The sequence below is a fragment of the Klebsiella sp. M5al genome (genome assembly GCF_002090195.1).
Taxonomy (GTDB): Bacteria; Pseudomonadota; Gammaproteobacteria; order Enterobacterales; family Enterobacteriaceae; genus Klebsiella; species Klebsiella grimontii.
Genome location: NZ_CP020657.1, coordinates 1,906,114 through 1,931,835, shown reverse-complemented (window position 1 = coordinate 1,931,835; position 25,722 = coordinate 1,906,114). Strand labels below are relative to the sequence as shown.

General features: G+C 58.4%; 20 protein-coding genes. 11 read left to right on the top strand and 9 right to left on the bottom strand.

The window, feature by feature from the left end; translation table 11 throughout:
• Positions 1-133: 133 nt before the first annotated feature.
• Complete coding sequence (locus BWI76_RS09140; RefSeq protein WP_004135126.1) at positions 134-760, top strand: glutathione S-transferase family protein; 627 nt, start codon at positions 134-136, stop codon at positions 758-760.
• A 2-nt stretch (positions 761-762) separates the two neighbouring features.
• On the opposite strand, the gene BWI76_RS09135 is transcribed toward BWI76_RS09140, so the two are convergent.
• Positions 763-1,875 carry a PQQ-dependent sugar dehydrogenase gene (locus BWI76_RS09135; RefSeq protein WP_049086372.1) on the bottom strand — a complete coding sequence of 371 codons (1,113 nt, stop codon included), beginning with the start codon at positions 1,873-1,875 and terminating at the stop codon, positions 763-765.
• A gap of 104 nt (positions 1,876-1,979) precedes the next feature.
• Positions 1,980-2,363 carry a biofilm formation regulator BssR gene (bssR, locus tag BWI76_RS09130; RefSeq protein ID WP_004135130.1) on the bottom strand — a complete coding sequence of 128 codons (384 nt, stop codon included), beginning with the start codon at positions 2,361-2,363 and terminating at the stop codon, positions 1,980-1,982.
• Positions 2,364-2,742: 379 nt separating this feature from the next.
• On the opposite strand from bssR, the gene BWI76_RS09125 reads away from it, so the two are divergent.
• Positions 2,743-3,984 carry an oligosaccharide MFS transporter gene (locus BWI76_RS09125; RefSeq protein WP_024360110.1) on the top strand — a complete coding sequence of 414 codons (1,242 nt, stop codon included), beginning with the start codon at positions 2,743-2,745 and terminating at the stop codon, positions 3,982-3,984.
• 33 nt (positions 3,985-4,017) lie between these two features.
• Here BWI76_RS09125 and BWI76_RS09120 read toward each other — a convergent pair whose 3' ends face one another.
• Complete coding sequence (locus BWI76_RS09120) at positions 4,018-4,497, bottom strand: hypothetical protein (RefSeq protein WP_165775004.1); 480 nt, start codon at positions 4,495-4,497, stop codon at positions 4,018-4,020.
• A 298-nt stretch (positions 4,498-4,795) separates the two neighbouring features.
• Here BWI76_RS09120 and rimO point away from each other — a divergent pair, with 298 nt between their 5' ends.
• Positions 4,796-6,121, top strand: a complete 1,326-nt coding sequence (gene rimO, locus BWI76_RS09115; protein WP_004135138.1) for a 30S ribosomal protein S12 methylthiotransferase RimO — start codon at positions 4,796-4,798, stop codon at positions 6,119-6,121.
• 182 nt (positions 6,122-6,303) lie between these two features.
• Here the strand turns inward: rimO and gsiD are convergent, their stop codons facing one another.
• From gsiD to iaaA, 5 genes are read right to left on the bottom strand one after another with little or no spacing between them, the layout of a single operon-like run.
• Positions 6,304-7,215, bottom strand: coding sequence for a glutathione ABC transporter permease GsiD (gsiD, locus tag BWI76_RS09110; RefSeq protein WP_004135139.1), 912 nt, complete (start codon positions 7,213-7,215; stop codon positions 6,304-6,306).
• Between the two features lies 1 nt (position 7,216).
• Positions 7,217-8,137, bottom strand: a complete 921-nt coding sequence (gene gsiC / locus BWI76_RS09105) for a glutathione ABC transporter permease GsiC (RefSeq protein WP_004130799.1) — start codon at positions 8,135-8,137, stop codon at positions 7,217-7,219.
• Positions 8,138-8,189: 52 nt separating this feature from the next.
• Positions 8,190-9,728, bottom strand: coding sequence for a glutathione ABC transporter substrate-binding protein GsiB (gsiB, locus tag BWI76_RS09100; RefSeq protein WP_004135142.1), 1,539 nt, complete (start codon positions 9,726-9,728; stop codon positions 8,190-8,192).
• A 37-nt stretch (positions 9,729-9,765) separates the two neighbouring features.
• Positions 9,766-11,619 (bottom strand): glutathione ABC transporter ATP-binding protein GsiA, encoded by a 1,854-nt coding sequence (gsiA, locus tag BWI76_RS09095; RefSeq protein ID WP_024360112.1) that lies wholly within the window; start codon positions 11,617-11,619, stop codon positions 9,766-9,768.
• Positions 11,620-11,631: 12 nt separating this feature from the next.
• Entirely contained in the window at positions 11,632-12,573 is a 942-nt protein-coding gene (gene iaaA, locus BWI76_RS09090) for a beta-aspartyl-peptidase (protein ID WP_004135143.1), read from the bottom strand.
• A 177-nt stretch (positions 12,574-12,750) separates the two neighbouring features.
• On the opposite strand from iaaA, the gene moeA reads away from it, so the two are divergent.
• The 6 genes from moeA (at position 12,751) to BWI76_RS09060 (ending at position 20,657) form a co-directional block, all read left to right on the top strand.
• The gene (gene moeA / locus BWI76_RS09085; protein ID WP_004135145.1) at positions 12,751-13,986 is read left to right on the top strand and encodes a molybdopterin molybdotransferase MoeA; all 1,236 of its coding nucleotides are present in this window, start codon (positions 12,751-12,753) and stop codon (positions 13,984-13,986) included.
• Positions 13,986-14,741, top strand: coding sequence for a molybdopterin-synthase adenylyltransferase MoeB (gene moeB / locus BWI76_RS09080; RefSeq protein ID WP_004135152.1), 756 nt, complete (start codon positions 13,986-13,988; stop codon positions 14,739-14,741). The genes moeA and moeB overlap by 1 nt, the downstream gene beginning before the upstream one ends.
• Positions 14,742-14,893: 152 nt before the next feature.
• Positions 14,894-15,793, top strand: coding sequence for a glycyl-radical enzyme activating protein (locus tag BWI76_RS09075; RefSeq protein ID WP_064371846.1), 900 nt, complete (start codon positions 14,894-14,896; stop codon positions 15,791-15,793).
• 4 nt (positions 15,794-15,797) lie between these two features.
• A complete protein-coding gene (locus tag BWI76_RS09070) occupies positions 15,798-18,230 on the top strand; it encodes a formate C-acetyltransferase/glycerol dehydratase family glycyl radical enzyme (protein ID WP_064371847.1) in 2,433 nt (810 codons plus the stop codon).
• Between the two features lie 209 nt (positions 18,231-18,439).
• On the top strand, positions 18,440-19,255 hold the full coding sequence (locus BWI76_RS09065; RefSeq protein ID WP_004135161.1) for a Cof-type HAD-IIB family hydrolase: 816 nt from the start codon (positions 18,440-18,442) through the stop codon (positions 19,253-19,255).
• Positions 19,256-19,391: 136 nt separating this feature from the next.
• A complete protein-coding gene (locus BWI76_RS09060) occupies positions 19,392-20,657 on the top strand; it encodes a DUF1479 domain-containing protein (protein ID WP_004135162.1) in 1,266 nt (421 codons plus the stop codon).
• Here BWI76_RS09060 and BWI76_RS09055 read toward each other — a convergent pair.
• On the bottom strand, positions 20,654-21,727 hold the full coding sequence (locus BWI76_RS09055; RefSeq protein ID WP_049085980.1) for a LacI family DNA-binding transcriptional regulator: 1,074 nt from the start codon (positions 21,725-21,727) through the stop codon (positions 20,654-20,656). The two genes, BWI76_RS09060 and BWI76_RS09055, sit on opposite strands and share 4 nt — an antisense overlap.
• Before the next feature lie 298 nt (positions 21,728-22,025).
• Here BWI76_RS09055 and BWI76_RS09050 point away from each other — a divergent pair, with 298 nt between their 5' ends.
• Both BWI76_RS09050 and BWI76_RS09045 read left to right on the top strand, forming a co-directional pair.
• The gene (locus BWI76_RS09050; RefSeq protein ID WP_004135164.1) at positions 22,026-23,327 is read left to right on the top strand and encodes an MFS transporter; all 1,302 of its coding nucleotides are present in this window, start codon (positions 22,026-22,028) and stop codon (positions 23,325-23,327) included.
• Positions 23,328-23,342: 15 nt separating this feature from the next.
• Positions 23,343-25,706 carry a TIM-barrel domain-containing protein gene (locus BWI76_RS09045; RefSeq protein WP_064371848.1) on the top strand — a complete coding sequence of 788 codons (2,364 nt, stop codon included), beginning with the start codon at positions 23,343-23,345 and terminating at the stop codon, positions 25,704-25,706.
• The last annotated feature ends 16 nt before the right edge of the window (positions 25,707-25,722 follow it).

Below are 25,722 nucleotides of genomic sequence, written 5' to 3'. Positions count from 1 at the left end.
GTTTACGCAATAACCTCGCCCGGCGCTGCAAACAGAGCAATTTTTTTGATCGCGGTTGCCTAAATATTAACTTTATTCCAACATGAATGCTCACTACGCCGCAACGGCGGCTTAATAAAAAGCAGGAGCGGATATGATTACGCTGTGGGGCAGAAATAACTCGACCAATGTGAAGAAAGTGCGCTGGGTGCTGGAAGAACTCGACCTCCCGTATCAGCAAATTCTGGCCGGTCTGGAGTTCGGTCTGAATCACGATGCGGACTATCTGGCCATGAATCCCAATGGCCTGGTACCGTTATTGAAAGATGAGACGACCGATCTCGTGCTCTGGGAATCAAACACCATTATCCGCTATCTGGCCGCGCAGTACGGTCAAAATCGCCTGTGGGTGGAGTCGCCCGCCGAGCGCGCTCAGGGGGAAAAATGGATGGACTGGGCCAACGGTTCGCTCTCGCCTGCCCATCGGCCGGTGTTAATGGGGCTGGTGAGAACCCCGCCGGAAAAACGCGACCCCGCCGCGATTGAAGCCGGTATTGCCGCCTGCGAGACGCTGTTCGCCATTCTGGATGATGAACTGTCGCGTCATCAGTGGCTCTCAGGCAACGCCTTCGGCCTCGGCGACATCGCCGTCGCGCCGTTCATTTATAACCTGCTGGAGATCGTTAAAACCTGGCAACCGCGCCCGCACCTGCAGCGCTGGTATCAGCAGATTAACCAGCGCCAGGCCTGGCGCAACGTGGTGATGATTCCGGTCACCTGATATTAGCCCGCCGGTCTCACCTTCAGCAGCTCGCCGTTGGATTCGTCGGTTAGCACATACAGATAACCATCGGGTCCAACGCGCACATCGCGGATACGTTTTCCGCGATCGCCCAGAATCCGCTCCTGTTCCGTGACGTTATCGCCGTCAACCTTGAGAACAATCAGCGATTTATCCTTCAGCGCGCCGATAAACAGCCGGTGCCGCCACTGCGGAAAAGTCTGCGCGTCGTAAAACGCCATACCGCTCACCGCCGGCGATTTTTCCCAGACAAACAGCGGCGCTTCGGTTCCTTCCGCCGTTTTGCCTTTGGCCTCCGGGATCGGCAGGCCGCTGTAGTTAATGCCGTGCGTCGCCAGCGGCCAGCCGTAGTTTTTGCCTTTTTGCGGAATATTGATCTCATCCCCGCCTCGCGGCCCGTGCTCATTTAACCACAGCGTATCGCTCCACGGGTTCATCGCCATCCCCTGGGGGTTGCGAATACCGTAAGACCAGATTTCCGGTCTGACGCCGGCCTGGCCGACAAAAGGATTATCGTCCGGGACCTTGCCATCAGCCGTTAGCCGCACCACTTTTCCCTGCAGCTTATCGAGATCCTGAGCGGTCGAACGCTGGTTATTCTCCCCGAGTCCAATAAACAGATAACCGCGGCCGTCGAACACCAGCCGTCCGCCAAAATGATTGCCGGTTGAGAGCTTCGGCTGCTGGCGGAAAACCACCTGGAAATTTTCCAGGCGCTGGAGGTCATCGCTCAGTCGGCCGTAGCCCACGGCGGTCCCGGCCTTGCCGTCACTCCCGCCTTCGGCGTAGCTCAGCCAGACCCGGCGCGACTGGGCGAAATCCGGAGCCAGCGCCACGTCCAGCAGACCGCCCTGCCCGTTGGCCCAGACCTGCGGCACGCCCGAAATCGCAGGCGCGAGGCCTTTATCCCGCTGCCACAGACGGAGCTCGCCGCCGCGCAGGGTCATCAGAATCCCCCGGTCGTCGGGAAGAAAGGCCAGCGCCCACGGGTGTTCAAGCTGGTTCTGCAACACCTCTACGCGCTCCTGGGCGGCAAGGCTTGCCGTTGGCAACAGCAGCGCGGTAAGGGCGATCAGGTTAATGGTCTGGCGCATGGCATACTCCTTTTGTCAGCAATGCTGATAAGGGTAGCCAGCGTGGGAAAGCGGGAAGGGATTTTTACATAACATTAATCGGGGGGAGCAGGCTCCCCCCGATTTCAGGCGTGCGTAATGGGCTGAGAATCATTCAATTTATGAATATTTAGCCGCAATACCGCCAGACAGCTTTCCAGCTTATCTACGTCGACAGCGATGTAGGACGGGCAGTCATGATGTCCGCTCAACAGGCAGACCGCCGCGGAAGCGACGGCCTCGCCGGCCAGCCGCAGGGCTTCCTTCTCCTCCGGCGCGACGGCGTGCTGCAGGCGCGGCGCGTGTTGATGCATTTCATGGCACAGTTCAAACAAGTTATCACGTAGATGGTCGTTTTCGCTGACTGACATATAGCCTTTTGCTTTACGCAGCTGCAAATAAGCGTCGAGATCAATGTTGGCATTAATCAGCTTATTCATCAGGTTACGATACAGTCTGTCAACGCTCATCGCGGTTCCTCCTCTGTCGTCCTTTACCACAACCATAATATGGTCATTTTTTGTACAAAACGATGAGGCAGATCAATAATTCTCAGGTCATTAACATCCTTTACAATGTTACAACGGCGATTAAAATCCTCTTCGGCGATCTCAACGACCAAAAGTAAAAAATGTTATACGCTCTCAAAACTAAAAACCTTTCAACTCACGATAATAAAATTATTTATTGCAGTAATGATCACATATTATCGCAATTCACATTGCCATAAAATGCCGCCAGGTGTCATATCATTTCATAAAATGTATTACGTATAACATTCAATAAGAGCAGCAAGCAGATCGATCCTGCTTGTAACCTTTACCGCTACCGCTTGAAGGAACTGAAATGATTACGCCCGGCAAAAGAAACTATATCTTGTTGAGTCTTTTCGATTTCCTCTACCTCTTCGCCTGGTCCTCGACCATGGCGTTCTTCGTTATCTGGACCACTCAGCATCTCGGGATTAGCGCAACCAAAACCGGTCTGCTCTACTCGGTCAACGCCTTTATCGCCCTGCTGATGCAGCCCTTCTTCGGCTTTATTTCCGATAAGTTCGGCCTGAAAAAACGGCTGATCTGGATCCTGGTCGCCATGCTGCTGCCGGTAGGCCCGTTCTTTATTTATTTGTATGCGCCGCTGCTGGTGCACAGCTTCTGGCTGGGCGCGCTGCTTGGCGGGGTATACCTGGGGATTATTTTCAACTCCGGCTGCGGAGTTATCGATTCGTATATTGATAAAATTTCGCGGCGCTACCAGTTCGAATACGGCCGGGTCAGGATGTGGGGATCGTTAGGCTGGGCCGCCGCCGCGTGGATCGTCGGCAAATATATCGACAGCAATCCAAACCTCGCCTTCTGGCTGGCCAGCGTCGCCATCGTTATCGCGGCGATCTGCTTTATGCTGACCAAAATCGAACTGACCGAAGCGGAAATGCAAAAAAGCAGCGCGCTGAAAGTTTCGCACGCCCTGGAGCTGGCCAAGAACGGCCAGTTCTGGATGCTGCTGGTCTTCACCCTTTTCGTCACGCAAATCTATGACACCTACGATCAGCAGTTCGCCCAGTACTTTTCTCTGCAGTTTTCGACGCCGGAAGAAGGCAATCGCTGGTACGGCATTCTGGCCTCCATTCAGGTATGCGGCGAGACCCTGTTTTTATGCCTGATGCCGTGGTTCGTAAACCGCACCGGCGCGAAATGGGCGCTGATCATCGCCGGGCTGATCATGTCGGTGCGTATCGTCGGCTCCGCAATTCCGCTGGGTCCGGTGTGGATAGGCGCGGTAAAAATGATGCATGCGCTGGAAAAACCGCTGATTTTAGTGTCGGTGTTTAAATTTATCGCCGCCAACTTCGACAACAAGCTCTCCTCGACGGTCTACCTGCTGGTGCTGTTCGTCGCCTCTATCGCCACCGCCATTTACTCGCCGCTGGCCGGGTATTTGTACGACACCATCGGCTTTGCGCATACCTATTATATTCTGGGCGGCATCGCCGGGCTGTTTACGCTAATCTCGGTATTTACGCTTCGCGATAATAGAGAACCGACCGCGCCGGGGGCTGCGCCAGGCGCTGGCGTTGCGCAAAGCCATTAATCAAAATTCGCCCGGAAGCCTCTTTCGGGCGAATTAGCGGAAGCTCCACTGCACGCTCATCACAAATATGGCCGGGACGATAATGCCCGTTTCGACGCCGAAATAATCGGTAAAATTGTACTGCAGGCCATGATAAATATAGGGAGAGAAACCGACGCCGGTGAGTTTCTTCGCCGTTCGATAGGTGCCTGAATCGCCGCAATCGCGAAAGGCTTTAAAGAAGAACTCGCCGGTATAGGCATAGACGCCCTTGAACGTCCAGCCATTTGCCCCCGCGTACCAGTCCCTTCGCGCTCCCAGAGAGAGGCAGCGGTCGGCAAAACTATTCTTCATGGTCCCGACCAACGCGCTGTACTTTGAATCCGCAGACAGCTTGCGCTCAACGGAAAAAAACTGGTTATTGAATTTTTCGTTATATTGACCGTGATTACCGGTCATGTGATAAACAAATGAACCGGTATTGACCGAATATAACGCCATCTCGTTGGCATAAACGGGCGTCGCGCCGATCATGGCCAGCGCGCAGACGAAACCACCCAACTTTTTAAACATGGGAAACCTGATAAAAAATAAAGACTAAAAGCAGCGGCTATTTTACCGCTTCAGGTTAAACCAGATCTAAACCGACGTCCCCCGATTGCCGAGATAATGGCTGAATAACCCCCTTATTTTGATTAACAATCTGGATAATCATGCCGATAAAAAGAAACACAGATATCGCCGGGCTAACATGAAAAGGAGTATAAACTTTCCGCCGATCTCTGTAGAATCCCTGCCCTGACCATCCCAATAATTGAACACTTTTTAAGCTATGAGCAATGTCACCCCTCAGCCGAAAATCGGCTTTGTCTCTCTGGGCTGCCCGAAAAATCTCGTGGACTCAGAACGTATCCTGACTGAACTGCGCACCGAAGGATATGACGTGGTTCCCTCCTACGATAACGCTGATATGGTTATCGTTAACACCTGCGGCTTTATCGATAGCGCCGTGCAGGAGTCGCTGGAAGCGATTGGCGAAGCGTTGAAAGAAAACGGCAAAGTGATCGTCACCGGCTGCCTGGGCGCAAAAGAAGATCAGATCCGCGAAGTGCATCCGAAGGTGCTGGAAATTACCGGCCCGCACAGCTATGAACAGGTGCTGGAACACGTCCACCACTACGCGCCGAAGCCTAAACACAACCCGTTCCTCAGCCTGGTGCCGGAACAGGGCGTGAAGCTGACGCCCCGTCATTACGCTTACTTAAAAATTTCCGAAGGCTGCAACCATCGCTGCACCTTCTGCATCATCCCGTCCATGCGCGGCGATCTGGTCAGCCGTCCGATTGGCGAAGTGCTGGCGGAAGCCAAACGCCTGGCCGATGCCGGGGTCAAAGAGCTGCTGGTGATCTCTCAGGACACCTCCGCCTACGGCGTTGATGTCAAACATCGCAGCGGCTTCCACAACGGCATGCCGGTCAAAACCAGCATGGTTAGCCTGTGCGAAGAGCTGGCGAAGCTCGGTATCTGGGTGCGCCTGCACTACGTCTATCCGTACCCGCACGTTGATGATGTAATCCCGCTGATGGCGGAAGGCAAAATTCTGCCTTATCTCGATATTCCGCTGCAGCACGCCAGCCCGCGTATTCTCAAAATGATGAAACGCCCGGGCTCCGCTGACCGCCAGCTGGCGCGCATCAAGCAGTGGCGTGAAGTTTGTCCCGAACTCACCCTGCGTTCGACCTTTATCGTCGGCTTCCCGGGCGAAACGGAAGACGATTTCCAGATGCTGCTCGACTTCCTGAAAGAAGCCCGCCTCGACCGCGTCGGCTGCTTCAAATACAGCCCGGTAGAAGGCGCAACCGCTAACGAACTGGCGGATCAGGTGCCGGAAGAGGTGAAAGAAGAGCGCTGGAACCGCTTTATGCAGCTGCAGCAGCAGATCTCCGCCGAGCGCTTGCAGGAGAAAGTCGGTCGCGAAATTTTGGTGCTGATCGACGAAGTGGATGAAGAAGGGGCAATTGGCCGCAGCATGGCCGATGCGCCGGAAATCGACGGCGCGGTCTACCTTAACGGTGAGAGTAAAGTCAAACCGGGCGACGTTGTGCGGGTGAAAGTCGAACACGCCGACGAATACGATCTATGGGGCTGCCGGGTTTAATTTCGCCCGCTGACCGTATCCCGGATGACGGCGCTCGCGCGCCTTATCCGGGCGACAAAACCGCACAGGATTAACGTGCGGAGTGCTTTCCCGGAGGCGGTGCTGCGCACCTGTCCGGGCTACTAAACCGCATACGGTGGTGAATCCGTAGCCCCGGTCAGCGCAGCCGGGGAATCACGCCCCTACCCTTTTATCCTCGGATCCAGCGCATCGCGCAGGCCGTCACCCAGCAGGTTAAACGCCAGCACCGTCAGGAAAATCGCGATTGCCGGGAACAGCGCCACGTGCGGCGCCATCACCATATCCGCCCGCGCTTCGTTGAGCATCGCCCCCCACTCCGGCGTCGGCGGCTGCGCGCCAAGCCCCAGAAATGACAGGCTGGCGGCGGAGATAATCGACACGCCGATGCGCATCGTAAAGTAGACCACAATCGACGATACCGTGCCGGGCAAGATGTGATTAAACAGGATGTTAGCATCGCTGGCGCCAATGCTGCGCGCCGACTCAATAAAGGTCTGCTGCTTAAGCACCAGAGTATTGCCGCGCACCAGACGTGCAAATGCCGGGATCGAAAAGATCGCCACCGCGATAATCACGTTCGACATTCCGCTTCCCATTACCGCCACCACCGCAATTGCCAGCAAAATCCCCGGGAAAGCGAACAGCACGTCACAGATACGCATAATAATGCGGTCCCACCAGCCTTCGTAGTATCCGGCCAGTAGCCCAAGCACCGTGCCGATGGCCGCGCCGATGAATACCGCGAGTACCCCGGCGGCCAGCGAGATCTGCGCCCCCACCAGCACCCGACTGAAGATATCCCGCCCCAGGGAATCAACGCCGAACCAGTGCATCATTGACGGGCCGTCGTTGAGCCGGTCGTAATCAAAATAGTTTTCCGCATCGAACGGCGCAATCCACGGCGCTACGATCGCCACCGCGATCAGCAGCAGGACAAATATCCCCGCCCCCATCGCCACCGGCTGACGGCGAAACCGCCGCCAGAACTCGTGCCATGGGGTACGTATCTGCCCGGGTTTAATCCCCGGCATCGCGTTGATAACCGCTTGTCTTCTCCAGTTGAGCAATCGCACCTTACTTGTACCTGATAGCTGGATTAATGGCGGCATACAGCACGTCCACCACTAAATTAATAAGAATAAACTCCAGCGAAAACAGGAGGACTTCCGCCTGAATCACCGGGTAATCGCGCATCTCCACCGAGTCCACCAGCAGACGCCCGAGGCCTGGCCAGTTAAAGACCTTCTCCACCACGATTGAACCGCCGAGCAAAAAGCCGAACTGCAGCCCCATCATGGTCACCACCGGGATCATCGCGTTGCGCAGGCCGTGCTTGAGCACCACCAGCGTTTCGCTGACGCCTTTCGCCCGCGCGGTACGCATGTAATCTTCATGCAGGACATCGACGAACGAGGCGCGGGTAAAGCGCGCCATCACCGCCGCCACCGCCGCACCCAGGGTCAGCGAAGGCAGAATATAGTGGCGCCAGCTGTCGGCGCCCACCGTCGGCAGCCAGCCCAGCTCAACGGAAAAGACCTGCATCAACAGCATGCCGAGCGCGAACGCCGGGAACGAGATCCCGGTCACCGCCAGCGCCATCCCCAGGCGATCCGGCCAGCGGTTGCGCCACACCGCCGCCACGATCCCCGCCGCCATCCCGAACACTACCGCCCAGCTCATGCTGGCGAGCGTCAGCCAGAACGTGGGCATGAAACGGCTGGCGATTTCGCTGCTTACCGGGCGACGCGAGGCCATCGAGGTACCGAAATCCCCCTGCACAATATTGCTGATATAGTGCCAGAACTGCACGTGCAGCGGCCGATCGAGCCCCAACTGCTGGCGCACCATTCCCACCACCTGAGCATCCGCTTCCGGCCCGGCAATCAGCCGCGCCGGGTCCCCGGGCAGCATATGCACGAACAGAAACACCAGCACCGCCACAATCAGCAGCGTGGGGATCAGCCCCAGCAGGCGTTTAATCACATAATTGAGCATGCTTCTCCTTGCGTGAAATTCCCGCAGCCTGCGCCCGGGGACCCACAGCTATCTACTTAAGATCCGCCTGTTCAAAGCTAAATCCGGTATCCGGCTGGATATAGAATCCGGTCAGATTTTTACTGTGCGCTGAGACCAGTTTTTCGACCACCAGCGGCACCCACGGCGACTCTTTCCAGATAGTATCCTGCGCGTCCTTATACAGCCGCGTTTTTTCCTGCGCATCGGTGGTTTTCAGCGCGTCGTTGAGATCTTTATCGACCTGAGGATTGCTGTAGAAAGCGGTATTAAATAGGGTCGGCGGCCAGTTTTGCGACGCGAACAGCGGCGACAGCGCCCAGTCAGCTTCCCCGGTCGACGCCGACCAGCCGGTGTAGAACATGCGTACGCCGCTCTCTTTCTGCCCCTTACCTTCCACCTCCGCCGCGCGCTGGCCCGCATCCATCGCCGTCAGCTGCGCCTTAATGCCCACCTGCGCCAGCTGCTGCTGGGTAAACTGCAGCACTTTCTGCGCCGTACTGTGGTTATGCGACGACCACAGCGTGGTGCTAAATCCATTCGGATAGCCTGCCTCTTTCAGCAGCTCGCGGGCCTTGGCCGGATCGTACGGCCAGGCGCTGTAGCTTTCAGCGTAGGCAATAGACGGTGGCACCACGCCGGTCGCCGGGGTGGCATAGCCCGCAAAGGCCACCTTCACCAGCGCCTGACGGTTGATGGCGTAGTTAATCGCCTCGCGCACTTTAGGGTTATCGAACGGCTTCTGCGTCACGTTCATGCTGATATAGCGCTGCATGATCGACGGGCTGGCCACCAGCTCCAGCTTGCTGTTTTTCTCCAGCAGCGGCGCCTGCTCGTAGGGGATCGGGAACGCAAACTGCGCTTCGCCGGTCTGCAGCATCGCCGCGCGGGTATTGTTATCCACCACCGGACGCCAGGTAATGGAGTCCAGCTTCGGCAGCCCCGGCTGCCAGTAACCGGCGAACTTCTTCACTTTAACGAAGTCGGTCTGATTCCAGGTGTCGAGCTGGTACGGACCGGTGCCGACCGGATGGAAACCAATCTCTTTACCATATTTCTTCAGCGCCGCCGGAGAAATCATCGCCGTTGCCGGGTGGGCCAGGATATTAATAAACGCCGAGAAAGGCTGTTTGAGGGTAATTTTCACCGTCGTCGGGTCAACCGCCTCGGTGCTGGCGATATTTTTATACAGGTTATAGCGCTTGAGATGATTTTCCGGATTGCTGGCGCGATCGAGGTTGGCCTTGACCGCTTCGGCATTAAACTCGGTACCGTCCTGGAACTTCACCCCCGGGTGCAGCTTAATGGTATAAACCAGCCCGTCCGGAGAAACGGTATAGCTTTCCGCCAGCACGTTATGCAGTTTCATCTCTTTATCCAGGCCGAACAGCCCCTGATAGAAAGACTTCGCCACCGCCTGCGACAGCGTGTCGTTAGCATCATAGGGGTCGAGGGTCGTAAAGTTAGAACCGACCGCCACCACCACATCTTTTGCGGCAAAAGCCGGCGTCGCTGCCAGCGCCGAAGCGACGCCCAGCGCCAACAGCCATTTGCCTGAAACGCGTTGAGTCATGTTGTTCTCCTGAAATGCTGCATTATGGATGTCGTTGTTATCGTGCCAGCACGTCGGCGGCGGACTCTCTGGCGACAAAGTGCCCCGGCCCCACCTGCTGTAACGGCGTACTCACCCCCTCTTCGCCCCGTCTGAAGATATTACCCGGCAGCTCGTCGGAGAGCAGCACGCGCTGCGGACGACGATGCGTAGGGTCGGCTACCGGAACGGCGGCCATCAGTTTACGGGTATAGGGATGCTGCGGGTTTTCAAACACCGCGCGGCGCGGGCCAATTTCGACAATGCGCCCGCGATACATCACCGCCACGCGGTGGCTGATGCGCTCAACCACCGCCATGTCATGGGAAATAAACAGAAATGCGATGCCCATCTCGCGCTGCAAATCGAGCATCAGATTGATAATTTGCGCGCGTATCGACACGTCCAGCGCCGATACCGATTCATCGGCAATCACCACTTTTGGATTGAGCGCCAGCGCGCGGGCAATACAGATGCGCTGGCGCTGGCCGCCGGAAAACTCGTGCGGATAGCGCCAGGCATGTTCCGGCTCCAGTCCGACGCGTTCCAGTAGCCAGGCGACACGTTCGCGGGCGGCGTCCCCCTCGAGCAGGCGGTGCACGCGCAGCGGCTCCATAATCGAATAGCCCACCGTTTGCCGCGGGTCTAGGGAAGCGTAAGGGTCCTGGAAAATAAACTGGATATCGCGGCGCAGCGCCTGAAGCTTACCGCCCGTCAGCGTATCAATTCGCTGACCGTTGAAGGTGATGCTGCCGCCCTGGGTTTCCACCAGACGCAGCAGCGCCCGTCCGGTGGTGGATTTACCGCAGCCCGACTCCCCCACCAGGCTTAGGGTTTCGCCGGGCCATAAATCAAAACTGACTTTTTCGACCGCATGCACTTCACGGGTAATGCGGTTGAGAATACCGCTACGCAGCGGAAAGCGCGCCACCAGATCGCGAACTTTGAGGATCGGTTCCCCGGCCACAACGGTGTTCTGCTCCTCCGGCGACGGGCTTTGGTTTAGCAGCGGGAAACGGCGCGGCAGAGAGGTGCCGCGCATCGCGCCCAACCTGGGCACCGCGGCCAGCAGCGCCTGGGTATAGGGATGCTGCGGCGCGCGGAAAATCTCCTCCACGCTGCCGGTCTCCACCGCTTCGCCGCGATACATCACCAGCACGCGATCGGCGATATCGGCCACCACGCCCATATCGTGGGTAATAAAGATAACGCCCATCGCCATCTCTTTTTGCAGAACGGCGATCAGCTGTAAAATTTGCGCCTGGATAGTCACATCCAGCGCGGTCGTCGGTTCATCGGCAATCAGCACCGCCGGGCGGCAGGAGAGCGCCATGGCGATCATCACCCGCTGACGCATCCCGCCGGAAAGCTGATGCGGAAAGCGCGACAGCATGGCTTCCGCTTCCGGAATGCGTACCTGATCGAGCATTTTTTTCGCTTCGCGCAGGGCCTCATCATGCTTCAGGCCCTGATGTAATCGAATCGACTCGGCAATCTGTTCACCGATAGTGAAGACCGGATTCAGCGAGGTCATCGGCTCCTGAAAGATCATCGCCATATCCGCGCCGCGCACGCCGCGCATATCGGCGTCAGACTGTTCGCTCAGCTCAATCACCTGCCGGTTGCGACGACGCAGCAGCAGCGCATCGCTGCGCACTTCGCTGACCGCCCGATCGAGCAGGCGCATCAGCGCCAGCGACGTTACCGATTTGCCCGAGCCGGACTCGCCGACTATCGCCAGCGTCTCGCCGCGCCGCAGGGTAAACGACAGGTCGCGAACGGCGGAAAAAGCCTGCTGCTGCTGGCTAAACGTAACGTTCAGGCCGCGCACCTGCAGAACATCATTAGCATCGATTTCTTGACTATGCGGCAACGCCCTTTCCTCTTATTCGCGATAAATACCAATCGTGGGCGTATCACCCGCATAACACCAGGCCCGGTACATGCCTTCACTATTAAACGGCAGCGCCACGTTGCCTTCACGGTCGACGGCGATCAGGCCGCCGCTGCCGCCCAGCGCGGGAAGTTTCTCCATCACCACCCTTTCGCAGGCCTCCTGCAGGCTGAGATGGCTGTACTCCACCAGCGCCGAAATATCGTAAGCCGCCAGCGTACGCATAAACACCTCGCCGGTGCCGGTACAGGAAACGGCGACGCTGGCGTTATTGGCATAGCAGCCCGCCCCCGGCAGCGGGCTATCGCCGACGCGTCCCGGCAGCTTATTGGTCATTCCGCCGGTTGATGTCGCCGCCGCGAGGTTACCCGCCAGATCCAGCGCAACCGCGCCGACGGTGCCCATTTTGTGCCGCTCATCCAGCGGCGCGGCGTGGTGGTCGAGCACGATATCGCCGCCCTCCTGCGCCTGACGCAGCTGCAGCAAGCGCTCGGGGGTCGAAAACAGGCTGTTATCGACCCGTTCCATACCGTGGGCAGCGGCAAACGCTTCCGCCCCCTCGCCAATCAACAGCACATGCGGGCTCTGTTCCAGCACCAGGCGCGCCGCCAGCACCGGATTACGTAAATGCTGAACTCCCGCCACGGCGCCGGCCTGCAAGCGGCAGCCATCCATCACGCAGGCATCGAGTTCATGGCGGCTATCGCGGGTAAATACCGAGCCAATACCGGCGTTAAATAACGGGCACTCCTCCAGCAGCCGGACCGCTTCGGTTACCGCATCCAGCGCGCTGGCCCCGGCCGCCAGCATTTTTTGTCCGCTATCGACAATCGCCGACAGCGCCGTTACGTACTCCCGCTCGCGCGCCGGCGTCATCTGCGCGCGGCTAATCGCCCCGGCCCCGCCGTGAATTGCTATAACCGCCTTACCCATTACGCCGTTCCTTACCGATAAAGTGTATAAATATCATTATCGTGCTGACTGTCCTATACAATTTTTGAATATAGAAAGAGCGGACGGTGATGTAAAGCTTGTACCCAGGTGGCATATAGCCCGCCCCTCTTTTCTGCCATAATAGGCGTTTTCGATGTTTGCCCGCAGGAGAAACCCATGGATTTTACCGCCGGACTGATGCCGCTCGACACAGCCCTGACCCAGATGCTCACTCGTATTACGCCGCTGAATGCGACGGAAACCGTACCGCTGTTGCAGGCCTTTTCGCGCGTGACCGCCCATGATCTCGTTTCACCGCTCAACGTTCCCGGTTTTGATAACTCGGCGATGGACGGCTACGCCGTACGCCTGGCGGATCTCGCCGACGGCGCAGCGCTGCCGGTGGCGGGCAAGGCCTTCGCCGGTCAACCCTATAACGGCGTCTGGCCCGCGGGCGCCTGTATCCGCATTATGACCGGCGCGCCGGTACCGGAAGGCTGCGACGCGGTGGTCATGCAGGAGCAGACCGAACAAACCGATGATGGGATCCGCTTTATCGCCCCGGTGAAAAACGGGCAGAATATCCGTCGTCTCGGCGAAGATATCGCTCATGGCGCGGTCGTCTTCCCCGCGGGAACCCGCCTGACCGCCGCCGAGCTGCCGGTCATCGCCTCGCTGGGCATTGCCGAGGTTGACGTGGTGCGTAAAGTGCGGGTGGCGGTGTTCTCCACCGGCGATGAGCTCCAGCTGCCGGGCCAGCCGCTGGCCGACGGGCAAATTTACGATACCAACCGCCTGGCGGTACACCTGATGCTGCAGGAGCTGGGCTGCGAAGTGATTAACCTCGGCATTATTCCCGACGACCCGGCTAAACTGCGCGAAGCCTTTATCCAGGCAGACCAGCAGGCCGACGTGGTGATAAGCTCCGGGGGCGTTTCCGTCGGCGAGGCGGACTACACCAAAGCGATCCTCGAAGAGCTGGGGGAAATCGGCTTCTGGAAGCTGGCGATTAAGCCGGGTAAACCTTTCGCCTTCGGCAAGCTCGGCCATAGCTGGTTCTGCGGCCTGCCGGGTAACCCGGTTTCCGCCACGCTGACCTTCTACCAACTGGTTCAGCCGCTGCTGGCGAAGCTGTCCGGCAACGTCGGGCAGGCTCAGCCGATGCGCCTGCGCGTGCGCGCCGCAACCCATCTGAAAAAATCGCCGGGCCGTCTCGATTTTCAACGCGGTGTGCTGCAGCGCGGCCCGGACGGCGAGCTGGTGGTAAACAGCACCGGTCACCAGGGCTCGCATATCTTTAGCTCATTCAGCCTCGGCAACTGCTTTATCGTGCTGGAGCGCGAGCGCGGCAACGTGGAAGCCGGCGAATGGGTGGAAGTCGAGCCGTTTAATCATCTGTTCGGAGGGCTGTAATGGGCGTGGAGCTGAGCGATGCGGAGATGCTGCGCTATAACCGGCAGATTATTCTTCGCGATTTCGATTTTGACGGTCAGGAGCAGCTGAAAGCCTCGCGCGTGCTGGTCGTCGGCCTCGGCGGGCTGGGCTGCGCCGCCGCGCAGTATCTGGCGGCGGCAGGCGTCGGCCAGCTTACCCTGCTCGATTTCGATACCGTGTCGCTCTCCAACCTTCAGCGCCAGACCCTGCACAGCGACGCCACCATCGGCCAGCCGAAGGTCGACTCCGCCCGCGGCGCGCTGGCGCGGATGAATCCCCACGTTCAGCTCACGACGCTCAACGCACGGCTGGAAGACGCGGCGCTGGCGGCGCAAATCGCCGCCCACGATCTGGTGCTCGACTGTACCGACAACGTCGCGATCCGTAACCAGCTCAACGCCGGATGTTTCCGCCATAAAACGCCGCTGGTCTCCGGCGCCGCGATTCGCATGGAGGGACAAATCAGCGTCTTTACGTATCAGGAAGATGAACCCTGCTACCGCTGCCTGAGCCGCCTGTTTGGCGACAACGCCCTCACCTGCGTCGAGGCCGGCGTCATGGCGCCGCTGGTTGGCATCATTGGTTCACTACAGGCGATGGAGGCGATTAAGCTACTCGCCCGCTACGGCAGCCCGGCGACCGGCAAAATCGTCATGTACGACGCCATGCGCTGTCAGTTCCGCGAAATGACGCTGCCGCGTAACCCTCACTGCGAGGTGTGCGGTACGCCCTAACCCCTTTCCGGCGGTACCGCCGCCGGATGTTTTGTGACCCGCCGCGACTTTTTCGCCTCCGTTTTCCCCCCTCGCTATGCTTGTTGATTTATATCAATACAACTTTCATTCGAAAGTAATTTAATCTTCATATGCAAATTAGAGGGTGAATTATGATCTTCAACATTCAGCGTTATTCAACCCATGACGGCCCGGGGATCCGCACTGTCGTCTTCCTCAAAGGGTGTTCGCTGGGCTGCCGCTGGTGCCAGAACCCGGAAAGCCGCGCCCGCACGGCGGATTTGCTGTATGACGCGCGCCTGTGCCTGGACGGCTGCGACCTCTGCCAGCAGGCCGCGCCGGAGGTGATTACCCGCAAGCTGGACGGCCTGATTATCCACCGCGAAAAACTCACCGATGCGTATATTGGCAAACTGCGCGACTGCTGCCCGACCACCGCATTAACGGTGTGCGGCGAAGAGAAGAGCGTCGAAGAGATTATGGCCACGGTGCTGCGCGACCAACCGTTTTACGAGCGCAGCGGCGGCGGCGTCACGCTCTCCGGCGGCGAGCCGTTTATGAATCCCGAGCTGGCCCGCCAGCTGTTTGAGGCCAGCCACAACGCAAGGATCCACACCGCGGTCGAAACCTGCCTGCACGTGCCGTGGAAATACGTCGAGCCCTCTTTGCCGTTTATCGACCTGTTTCTCGCCGACCTCAAGCACGTCAACGAAGCGATTTTCCAGCAGTGGACGGACGGCAGCGCCCGCCGGGTGCTGGATAACCTGCAGCGCGTCGCGCAGGCCGGAAAGAAAATTATCATTCGCGTGCCGCTGATCCAGGGCTTTAACGCCAACGAAAGCGATATTGCCGCCATTACCGATTTTGCCGCTGACCGCTTAAAGGTTGGCGAGATCCACTTCCTGCCGTACCACACGTTAGGAATGAATAAATACCAATTACTCAGTCAGCCCTATACCGCACCGGATAAACCGCTTGCTGCACCCGAGCTGCTCGCCTTCGCGCAGCGCTATGCTCAGAGCAAAGGTTTAACGGCGACTCTACGAGGATAACCTTATGACAACGTTGAAACTGGATACTCTGAGCCCGCGCATTCAGGCGCATAAAATGGCGCTGGTGCATATCGTCAAGCCGCCGGTCTGTACCGAGCGCGCCCAGCACTATACCGAAGCCTATCAACAGCACCTGGATAAACCGATCCCGGTACGCCGCGCGCTGGCGCTGGCCCATCACCTGGCGGAACGCACGATCTGGATTAAGCACGATGAACTGATCGTCGGCAACCAGGCCAGCGAAGTTCGCGCGGCGCCTATCTTCCCGGAATACACCGTTAGCTGGATCGAAAAAGAGATCGACGACCTCGCCGATCGTCCCGGTGCCGGGTTTGCCGTTAGCGAAGAGAATAAACGCGTGCTCCACGAAGTGTGCCCGTGGTGGCGCGGTCAAACCGTGCAGGATCGCTGCTACGGCATGTTTACCGACGAGCAAAAAGCGCTGCTGGCGACCGGCATTATCAAAGCGGAAGGCAATATGACCTCCGGCGATGCTCACCTTGCGGTCAACTATCCGCTGCTGCTGGAAAAAGGCCTCGACGGCATGCGGGCGAAAGTCGCCGAACGCCGTTCACGCATTAACCTGACCGTGCTGGAAGATCTGCACGGCGAGCAGTTCCTCAAAGCCATTGATATCGTGCTGGAAGCGGTCAGCGAACACTGTAAGCGCTACGCCGAGCTGGCGCGCAGCATGGCCGCGACGGAGAGCCGCGAAGCCCGCCGCGACGAGCTGCTGGCGATAGCCGAAAACTGCGATATCATCGCCCACGAGCCGCCGAAGACCTTCTGGCAGGCGCTGCAGCTGTGCTATTTCATCCAGCTGATTCTGCAGATCGAATCCAACGGCCACTCGGTCTCTTTCGGCCGCATGGACCAGTATCTCTACCCTTACTACCGCCGCGACGTTGAGCTGGCACAATCATTGGATCGCGAACACGCCATCGAGCTGCTGCACTGCTGCTGGCTGAAGCTGCTGGAGGTGAATAAAATTCGCTCCGGCTCGCACTCGAAGGCGTCCGCCGGTAGCCCGCTGTACCAGAACGTCACCATCGGCGGCCAGAATCTGGTGGACGGCAACGCGCAGGACGCGGTGAACCCGCTCTCCTACGCCATCCTTGAATCCTGCGGTCGCCTGCGCTCGACACAGCCTAACCTCAGCGTGCGCTATCACGCGGGCATGAGCAACGACTTCCTCGACGCCTGCGTGCAGGTGATCCGCTGCGGCTTCGGCATGCCGGCGTTCAATAACGACGAAATCGTTATTCCTGAATTTATCAAACTCGGCATTGAGCCGCAGGACGCGTACGACTATGCCGCGATCGGCTGCATCGAAACCGCCGTCGGCGGCAAATGGGGCTATCGCTGCACCGGGATGAGCTTTATCAACTTCGCCCGCGTCATGCTGGCGACCCTGGAAGGCGGCCGCGACGCCACCAGCGGTCAGGTCTTCCTGCCGCAGGAGCACGCCCTGTCGAAAGGCAACTTCGACAACTTCGAGCAGGTGCTGGCCGACTGGGATACGCAGATCCGCTACTACACGCGCAAATCTATCGAGATTGAGTACGTCGTCGACACCATGCTGGAAGAGAACGTGCACGATATTCTCTGCTCGGCGCTGGTGGATGACTGCATCGAGCGCGCGAAGAGCATTAAGCAGGGCGGTGCGAAATATGACTGGGTTTCCGGGCTACAGGTCGGCATCGCTAACCTCGGCAACAGCCTGGCGGCGGTGAAGAAGCTGGTGTTCGATCAGGGCGTTATTGGTCAGCAGGCGCTGGCAAAGGCGCTGGCTGAAGACTTCGAAGGCCTGACCCACGAGCAGCTGCGCCAGCGCTTAATCAACGGCGCGCCGAAATACGGCAACGATGAGGACAGCGTGGATATGCTGCTGGCTCGCGCCTACCAGACCTATATCGATGAGCTGAAGCTGTATCATAACCCGCGCTACGGCCGCGGCCCGATCGGCGGCAACTACTACGCCGGCACCTCGTCCATTTCCGCCAATGTGCCGTTTGGCGCGCAGACCATGGCGACCCCAGATGGCCGTAAGGCGCACTCGCCGCTGGCGGAAGGGGCCAGCCCAGCCTCCGGTACCGACCATCTCGGGCCGACCGCGGTCATCAGCTCGGTGGGTAAACTGCCGACCGGTTCGATTCTTGGCGGCGTGTTGCTTAACCAGAAGCTGAACCCGGCCACGCTGGAGAATGAATCCGATAAGCAGAAACTGATGGTGCTGCTGCGCACCTTCTTCGAGGTGCATAAAGGCTGGCATATTCAGTACAACATCGTGTCGCGCGAGACGCTGCTTGAAGCGAAGAAACACCCTGACCAGTATCGCGATTTAGTGGTCCGCGTGGCCGGTTACTCGGCGTTCTTTACCGCCCTGTCGCCGGATGCTCAGGACGATATTATCGCCCGTACCGAGCATACGCTGTAAATAACGTCCCCCGGCTTGCGCTGCGCTTAGCCGGGCTACAGGTTCGAAGCCGTTTGCGGGCCACTGCCCCGGGTAAGGCGTTTACGTCGCAACCCGGGGTTTTCTCCTGCACATCGGTGAACGCCAACTTTCATTCGAAATAAATTTGTGCTCCCCATCACATTGTAATTAGAATGTTACTGGTCGAAGTTAAGCCAGGAGCATGTGTTATGACCGTTAAAGTTATCGTCACCGATATGGACGGAACTTTTCTCAATGACGCCAAGCAGTATGACCGCTCGCGTTTTCTTGCGCAGTTCGCGCAACTGCAACAGCAGGGTATTGAATTCGTTGTCGCCAGCGGCAACCAGTACTACCAGCTGATCTCTTTTTTCCCGGAAATCCGCGACCGCATCTCCTTTGTCGCCGAGAACGGCGCGCTGGTTTACGAACACGGTCAACAGCTGTTCCACGGCGAACTGACCCGTCATGAATCCCAGGTCGTCATTGGCGAACTGCTGAAAGACCCGCAGCTCAACTTCGTCGCCTGCGGCCTCGAAAGCGCCTATGTCAGCGACCGCGCGCCCGAGGCGTTCGTCACCCTGATGTCAAAGCACTACCATCGCCTGCAGCGCATTAGCAGCTATCATGATATTGACGATAAGCTGTTCAAGTTTTCGCTTAACCTGCCGGATAGCGAAATCCCGCAGCTTATCGATAAACTGCACGTCTCGCTGGACGGCATCATGAAGCCGGTCACCAGCGGCTTCGGCTTCGTCGATTTAATTATCCCCGGCCTGCATAAAGCCAACGGCATCAGCCGCCTGCTGAAGCGCTGGAGCATCTCGCCGCAGGCGTGCGTGGCCATTGGCGACAGCGCTAACGATACGGAAATGCTCAAGCTGGTGAAATACTCTTTCGCGATGGCCAACGCCGCCGACAGCATCAAGGCGGTGTCGCGTTTTGCCACCGATGATAATAACCACGACGGCGCGCTGAACGTCATTCAGGCCGTCCTCGACCACGCCGCCCCCTTCAACCAGTAACGCCGCGCCGGGGTTGACCGCCCCGGCTTCCCGTTTTGTGCGCCTCTGCATAATTTTAAACTTGCATTAACTTAATTTTAACTTAAATTATCATATGTAAGATTTATTACTTTCGAATGAAAGATGAGAGGTCATCATGGCTGTTACCCATACCAGTGAAACTTTACCTGCCGACCCTAAAGCGGCTATCCGCCAGATCAAGCGGGAGCTGCGGGCGCAAATTGGCGACGTACAGGCGGTGTTCGATCGGCTGACGGCGCGTATCGCCGCGCGTCTGGAAGAGATTGACGCCCTCAAGGCCAGCGCTCAGGACGTTTGGCCGACAATCCCGTTCGAGGCGATTGCGCGTGGCCAGGTCACGGAGGCCCAGCGCGAGCTCATCAAGCGTCGCGGCTGCGCGGTCATCAAAGGCCATTTTTCTCGCGAACGGGCGCTGGCGTGGGATAACTCGATGCTCGACTATCTCGACCGCAACCATTTTGATGATGTCTACAGAGGCCCGGGCGATACCTTTTTTGGCTCGCTGGAGGCGTCGCGGCCGGAAATCTATCCGATTTACTGGTCCCAGGCGCAGATGCAGGCGCGCCAGAGCGACGAAATGGCCGCCGTGCAGTCGTTCCTCAACCGCCTGTGGACGTTTAACCGCGACGGGAAACAGTGGTTTAACCCGGACGTGAGCGTCATCTACCCGGACCGCATTCGCCGCCGCCCGCCGGGAACCACTTCGAAAGGTCTGGGCGCGCATACCGACTCCGGCGCCCTGGAGCGCTGGCTGCTGCCGGCCTATCAGAAAGTGTTTGCCGACGTGTTTAATGGCAATATTGATGCTTACGACCCGTGGGACGCGGCGCACCGTACCGAAGTCGAAGAGTATACGGTCGACAATACCACCAAATGCTCGGTGTTCCGCACCTTCCAGGGGTGGACCGCGCTCTCCGATATGATCCCCGATCAGGGTCTGCTGCACGTGGTGCCGATCCCGGAAGCGATGGCGTACGTGCTGCTGCGTCCGCTGCTCGATGATGTCCCGGATGATGAACTGTGCGGCGTCGCGCCGGGTAAGGTGCTGCCGATTTCGGAAAAATGGCATCCGCTGCTGATCAAAGCTTTAAGCTCTATTCCGGCGCTTAACGCGGGCGATTCGGTATGGTGGCACTGCGACGTGATCCACTCGGTCGCGCCGGTGGAAAATCAGCAGGGCTGGGGCAACGTGATGTATATTCCCGCCGCGCCAATGTGTGAGAAAAACCTCGCCTACGCGCAGAAGGTCAAAGTCGCGCTGGCGCGCGGCGCTTCGCCGGGCGACTTCCCGCGCGAAGATTATGAAGCCAGCTGGGAAGGACGTTTCACGCTGGATGATTTAAATATCCACGGTAAGCGCGCGCTGGGAATGGTTGATTAATCGTCATATAGCCCCTTCGCTTCAACGGCGGTACGGCGGTTACCGGCGCGTATCCGCCGCACCGAATCGCGTACCGCCAGCGTGCCATGCAAGAGTAACGCGCCGTGCGGCGCATCGGGACGGATCAGTCTTTGCTGTAGCAAATGCACCGCTTCAACCCCTAATTCATCGCGCGGGACGTGGACGGCGGTTAGCGGTACATCCTGAATCGCCGCCAGGTTAAAACCGTCGATACTCATGACGGAAATGTCCTGCGGGACGCGCAAACCGCGTTTTTGTAAGGCGGCGATCGTGCCTGCCGCCATAAAATCACCGCCCACCAGAAATGCCGTCGGCAGCGGGCCGTCGCCGCGCTGATCCAGCCACTCTCCTACTTTTTCCTCGGTATCCCGGGCGCTGAAATTGGCCACATCAATGAGATCCCTGCTTTCGGCAAAGCTCAAATTCCGCGCGCGCCACGCCTGCTTGATCCCCAGCAGACGCAGCTCCATGGTATAGCGGCGCAGGCACATCACGTTCATGATCGCCTGATGCCCCATCTCAAACAGGTAGCGGGCGGCGAACTGGCCGATCAGCCGATGATCCGGCGCGACGGAGGGTAAGCGCATTCCCGCGTCGTGGCAGTTGATCATCACGCAGGGCTTCGCCAGATCGGCCGCCAGATCGTGAATATGCGGATCGTCGATACCCAGTAAAATAGCGGCCTGGGTCGAGGCTTCATGCATGCGCTGCAAAAACAAATTGGCATCGCTGTCATTCTCTTCCAGCGCGCAGTAGCGCAGGTGCACCTCGTGCGGCATAAGGGCGCTATTGATGCTTTGAATCACCCGATAGTAGTAAATATCCGTACGCTCATCGAAAGCGCGCTGGGGCGCGAATACCACGAGGTTGTTGAGCAGCATTCGCCCGGCGGCGATACCCTCCATCACGCCCAGCTCGCGGGCGCACTCCAGTACCCTCTGGCGGGCCCTGGCGCTGGTGTTCGCTTTCCCCGCCAGCACCCGCGATACCGTGCTGACCGACAGCCCGGTACGCGCCGCGATTTCGCTCACTTTAAGCTTTTTGTCCATTTTGTGATCGCGCTCTACTTTGCTGATGAAAAAATTTTCATATCGAGAATGTGAATATTTTTAAGCGATTTGGCGATGTCATACTGCGATCCCGATCGCCCCATGAAAAAATTTGCAGAATTGTCGCTATTGCCCGCTCGCATTCTCCCTTAGCCTGAATTGGTCCAACACCTTTGAGATTAGTCAACCAATAGTGTCGAGACATCAACCTTAACAAACAACGAAATAGAAAATTTTAGCGACAACTCAGCAAGCGGGTTGGTCAATTTTCCCTACTACATGTCTCGTGGAGAGTTCTATGAGCCAAGGCCTCAATAACGATATGGCGGTGAGTAAATCGCGCCGCATAGTGAAGAACCTGCGCTGGTGGATGCTGGTGCTGTTTTTGCTCGGCGTCACCGTTAACTACATCACGCGCAATTCGCTGGGGATTATCGCCCCGGAATTAAAAACCTCTCTCGGTATTACCACTGAACAGTACTCGTGGATCGTCGGCGCTTTTCAGCTGGCGTATACCATTTTTCAGCCGCTCTGCGGCTGGCTTATCGACGTCATTGGTCTCAAGCTCGGCTTTATGATCTGCGCCACGCTGTGGGCCATCGCCTGCATCGCCCATGCCGGCGCGGGGAGCTGGCTGCACCTGGCGATTCTGCGCTTTTTCATGGGCGGCGCTGAGGCGGCGGCGACGCCAGCCAACGCCAAAACGCTCGGCGAGTGGTTTCCTAAATCCGAGCGCCCAATCGCAGCAGGCTGGGCCGGGGTTGGTTTCTCCATCGGCGCCATGCTGGCGCCGCCGATTATCTACTTCGCGCACGCCTCGTTCGGCTGGCAGGGCGCATTTATGTTCACCGGCGCGCTGGCGCTCGTATGGGTCGTACTGTGGTGGGCGTTCTATCATAACCCGGAAAAACACCCTAACCTCGGCAAAGCCGAGCTGGCGCTTATCCAGCAGGACAATGAAGCGCCGCCGGTTAAGCTGCCCTTCTTTACCGCGCTGAAAACCGTATCGAAAAACAAGCGCTTCTACGGTATCGCCATTCCGGCCTTTATGGCGGAACCCGCCTGGGCGGTGCTGAGCTTCTGGGTACCGCTCTACCTGGCGAAAGAGCACGGCATGGATCTCAAGCAAATCGCCATGTTTGCCTGGCTGCCGTTTCTGGCGGCCGACCTCGGCAGCGTCGCCAGCGGCTATCTGACCAAACTGTATACCCGCTGGTTCGGCTGCTCGCGGGTGAACTCGGTGGTCGCCAGCTCCGTCACCGGCGCCTTCCTGATGATTTCCCTCGCCACCGTGGCGATTACCCGCGATCCCTATATCACCATCGTGCTGATTTCAATTGGCGGCTTCGGCCACCAGATTATCTCCTGCATGCTCAGCGCGCTGGTGGTGGAGTCGTTCGATAAAGGGCAGATGGCGACCGTAAACGGGATGCGCGGCTCCGCCGCCTGGATCGCCAGCTTTTTGTTCTCGCTGTTAATTGGCGTCACCGCCGACAAAATCGGCTTCAACCCGCTATTTATCGCCATGGGGTTCTTTGACCTGATTGGCGCGGTATTCCTGGTGGCATTTATTGCTGAACGTCGCGCAAAACGCGCCTGAGAGTGGATGTAAAAAATGAAGACTTTGAAAAACTGGACCTTACACCAACGGCTGGAGCATCACGTTGAGCTGCTCGTCGACGGCCAGCACACCCTGTGTCTGTACGTGCTGGAAGAAAATATGTTCCGCGTACTGCTGAAGCGGCACGGCCAGCTGGCGCTGGATCGCACCTGGAGTATCGCTCCCGGACAGGACGTGCCGTGGGAAGGACGCCCGCGCGAAGAGCTGAGCGGCTTTAGCCTACCCGCCTGGCAGCTCACGGAGCATAGCGACGCCCTGACCATTGCCACCGACCAGCTGCGCGTCACCGTCCACCAGCCGCTGTGGCTGGAATGGCGCTATCGCGATGAGGCCGGCGAGTGGCAGCCGCTGGCGAACGACCGCCCCACCAGCGCCTATCTGGCGAATGCGCACGGCGACGGCGTTGCCCACTACCTGAGCCGACGCAAAGACGAACGCTTCTATGGTCTGGGCGAAAAGGCCGGCGATCTGCAGCGTAACGGTAAACGCTATGAGATGCGTAACCTCGACGCCATGGGCTATAACGCGGCGAGCACCGACCCGCTGTACAAACATATTCCGTTTACCATCACGCAGCGCAGCGATGTCAGCTACGGTCTGTTTTACGACAACCTGAGCAGCTGCTGGCTGGATCTCGGCAACGAAATCGATAATTACCATACCGCCTATCGCCGCTGGCAGGCGGAAGCGGGAGACATTGATTACTATTTGTTTTCCGGCAAGCGGGTACTGGATATCACCAAAGCGTTCGTCCGCCTGACCGGCAAAACGCTGTTCGGACCGAAATGGAGTCTCGGCTACAGCGGTTCGACGATGCACTACACCGACGCGCCGGATGCGCAAAACCAGCTGATGAACTTTATCCGCCTGTGCGATGAACACGCCATTCCGTGCGATTCGTTCCAGCTCTCTTCCGGCTATACCTCGATTAACGGCAAGCGCTACGTCTTTAATTGGAACAACGACAAGGTGCCGCAGCCGAAGGTGATGAGCCAGGCCTTCCACGATGCCGGGCTGAAGCTCGCCGCCAATATTAAGCCCTGCCTGCTGCAGGACCATCCGCGCTATCACGAGGTCGCGGAGCGCGGGCTCTTTATCCGCGATTCACAGGCCGATGCTCCCGAGCGCTCCAGCTTCTGGGATGACGAAGGGTCGCATCTCGACTTTACCAACCCGCAAACCGTCGCCTGGTGGCAGGAAGGCGTGACGACCCAATTGCTGGAGCTGGGCATCGACTCCACGTGGAACGATAATAACGAGTATGAAGTCTGGGACGGCGAAGCCCGCTGTCACGGATTCGGCCACGAAATTGCTATCAAACATATTCGCCCGGTGATGCCGCTGCTGATGATGCGCGCGTCGCTGGAGGCCCAGCAGCGCTTTGCGCCGCAGAAACGCCCGTATCTGATCTCTCGCTCCGGCTGCGCCGGGATGCAGCGCTACGTCCAGACCTGGAGCGGCGATAACCGCACCAACTGGGAGACGCTGCGCTATAACACCCGCATGGGGCTGGGTATGAGCTTGTCCGGGCTGTTCAACGTCGGACACGATGTGGGCGGCTTCTCTGGCGACAAACCGGACCCGGAGCTGTTCGTGCGCTGGGTACAAAACGGCGTTATGCATCCGCGGTTTACCATTCACTCGTGGAATGACGACCAGACGGTCAACGAAGCCTGGATGTACCCGGAGGTCACCCCGGCGATCCGTTCAGCCATTGAGCTGCGCTATCGTCTGCTGCCGTACCTCTATACCCTGCTGTGGCAGGCTCACGCCGACGATGAACCGATGCTGCGCCCGACCTTCCTCGATCACGAACACGACGCGCAGACGTTTGCCGAATGCGACGACTTCCTGCTGGGTCGCGATCTGCTGGTCGCCAGCGTCGTCGAACCCGGCGCGCGTCAGCGCCGCGTGTGGTTGCCGGCAAACCAGGACGGCTGGTACGACTTTTACAGCCACCAGTGGTACGCAGGCGGCCAGTGGATCGTCCTTGATGCGCCGCTGGAAAAACTGCCGCTGCTGGTTCGCGCCGGCGCAGGCCTGCCGCTGAGCGAACGCATTCGCCACGTTTGCGCTGAAAAAGACGATACCCGCGAGCTAAAACTGTTCCCGCTGAAAGGAATGGGGACCTGTCGCGGCCTGCTGTTTGAAGACGACGGCGAAAGCTGGGGCTACCGGAACGGCAATGCGCTGTGGGTGGAATGGGAAATGGTCTGCGATAGCGCCAGCATTAACCTGAAGGTCAAGGCGCGCGGCGATTATCGTCCGGCGTGGAAAGCGCTGAAGGTATCGTTGCCGGCGGGGGAAAAACGCAGGCTGCGGGTGAACGGTGAAAAAAGGAGCGAGTGGCGGGTGTAGCCCGGATAAGGCGCAC

Bases quoted from the DNA above. Each gene is read 5' to 3' on its own strand.
- moeA (WP_004135145.1), top strand. From the start codon at position 12,751: ATGGATTTTACCGCCGGACTGATGCCGCTCGACACAGCCCTGACCCAG.
- BWI76_RS09045 (WP_064371848.1), top strand. From the start codon at position 23,343: ATGAAGACTTTGAAAAACTGGACCTTACACCAACGGCTGGAGCATCAC.
- gsiC (WP_004130799.1), bottom strand. From the start codon at position 8,137: ATGCTCAATTATGTGATTAAACGCCTGCTGGGGCTGATCCCCACGCTG.
- BWI76_RS09135 (WP_049086372.1), bottom strand. From the start codon at position 1,875: ATGCGCCAGACCATTAACCTGATCGCCCTTACCGCGCTGCTGTTGCCA.
- BWI76_RS09060 (WP_004135162.1), top strand. From the start codon at position 19,392: ATGGCTGTTACCCATACCAGTGAAACTTTACCTGCCGACCCTAAAGCG.
- BWI76_RS09050 (WP_004135164.1), top strand. From the start codon at position 22,026: ATGAGCCAAGGCCTCAATAACGATATGGCGGTGAGTAAATCGCGCCGC.
- BWI76_RS09140 (WP_004135126.1), top strand. From the start codon at position 134: ATGATTACGCTGTGGGGCAGAAATAACTCGACCAATGTGAAGAAAGTG.
- BWI76_RS09055 (WP_049085980.1), bottom strand. From the start codon at position 21,727: ATGGACAAAAAGCTTAAAGTGAGCGAAATCGCGGCGCGTACCGGGCTG.
- BWI76_RS09120 (WP_165775004.1), bottom strand. From the start codon at position 4,497: ATGATCGGCGCGACGCCCGTTTATGCCAACGAGATGGCGTTATATTCG.
- BWI76_RS09065 (WP_004135161.1), top strand. From the start codon at position 18,440: ATGACCGTTAAAGTTATCGTCACCGATATGGACGGAACTTTTCTCAAT.
- BWI76_RS09075 (WP_064371846.1), top strand. From the start codon at position 14,894: ATGATCTTCAACATTCAGCGTTATTCAACCCATGACGGCCCGGGGATC.
- iaaA (WP_004135143.1), bottom strand. From the start codon at position 12,573: ATGGGTAAGGCGGTTATAGCAATTCACGGCGGGGCCGGGGCGATTAGC.
- rimO (WP_004135138.1), top strand. From the start codon at position 4,796: ATGAGCAATGTCACCCCTCAGCCGAAAATCGGCTTTGTCTCTCTGGGC.
- bssR (WP_004135130.1), bottom strand. From the start codon at position 2,363: ATGAGCGTTGACAGACTGTATCGTAACCTGATGAATAAGCTGATTAAT.
- moeB (WP_004135152.1), top strand. From the start codon at position 13,986: ATGGGCGTGGAGCTGAGCGATGCGGAGATGCTGCGCTATAACCGGCAG.
- BWI76_RS09070 (WP_064371847.1), top strand. From the start codon at position 15,798: ATGACAACGTTGAAACTGGATACTCTGAGCCCGCGCATTCAGGCGCAT.
- gsiB (WP_004135142.1), bottom strand. From the start codon at position 9,728: ATGACTCAACGCGTTTCAGGCAAATGGCTGTTGGCGCTGGGCGTCGCT.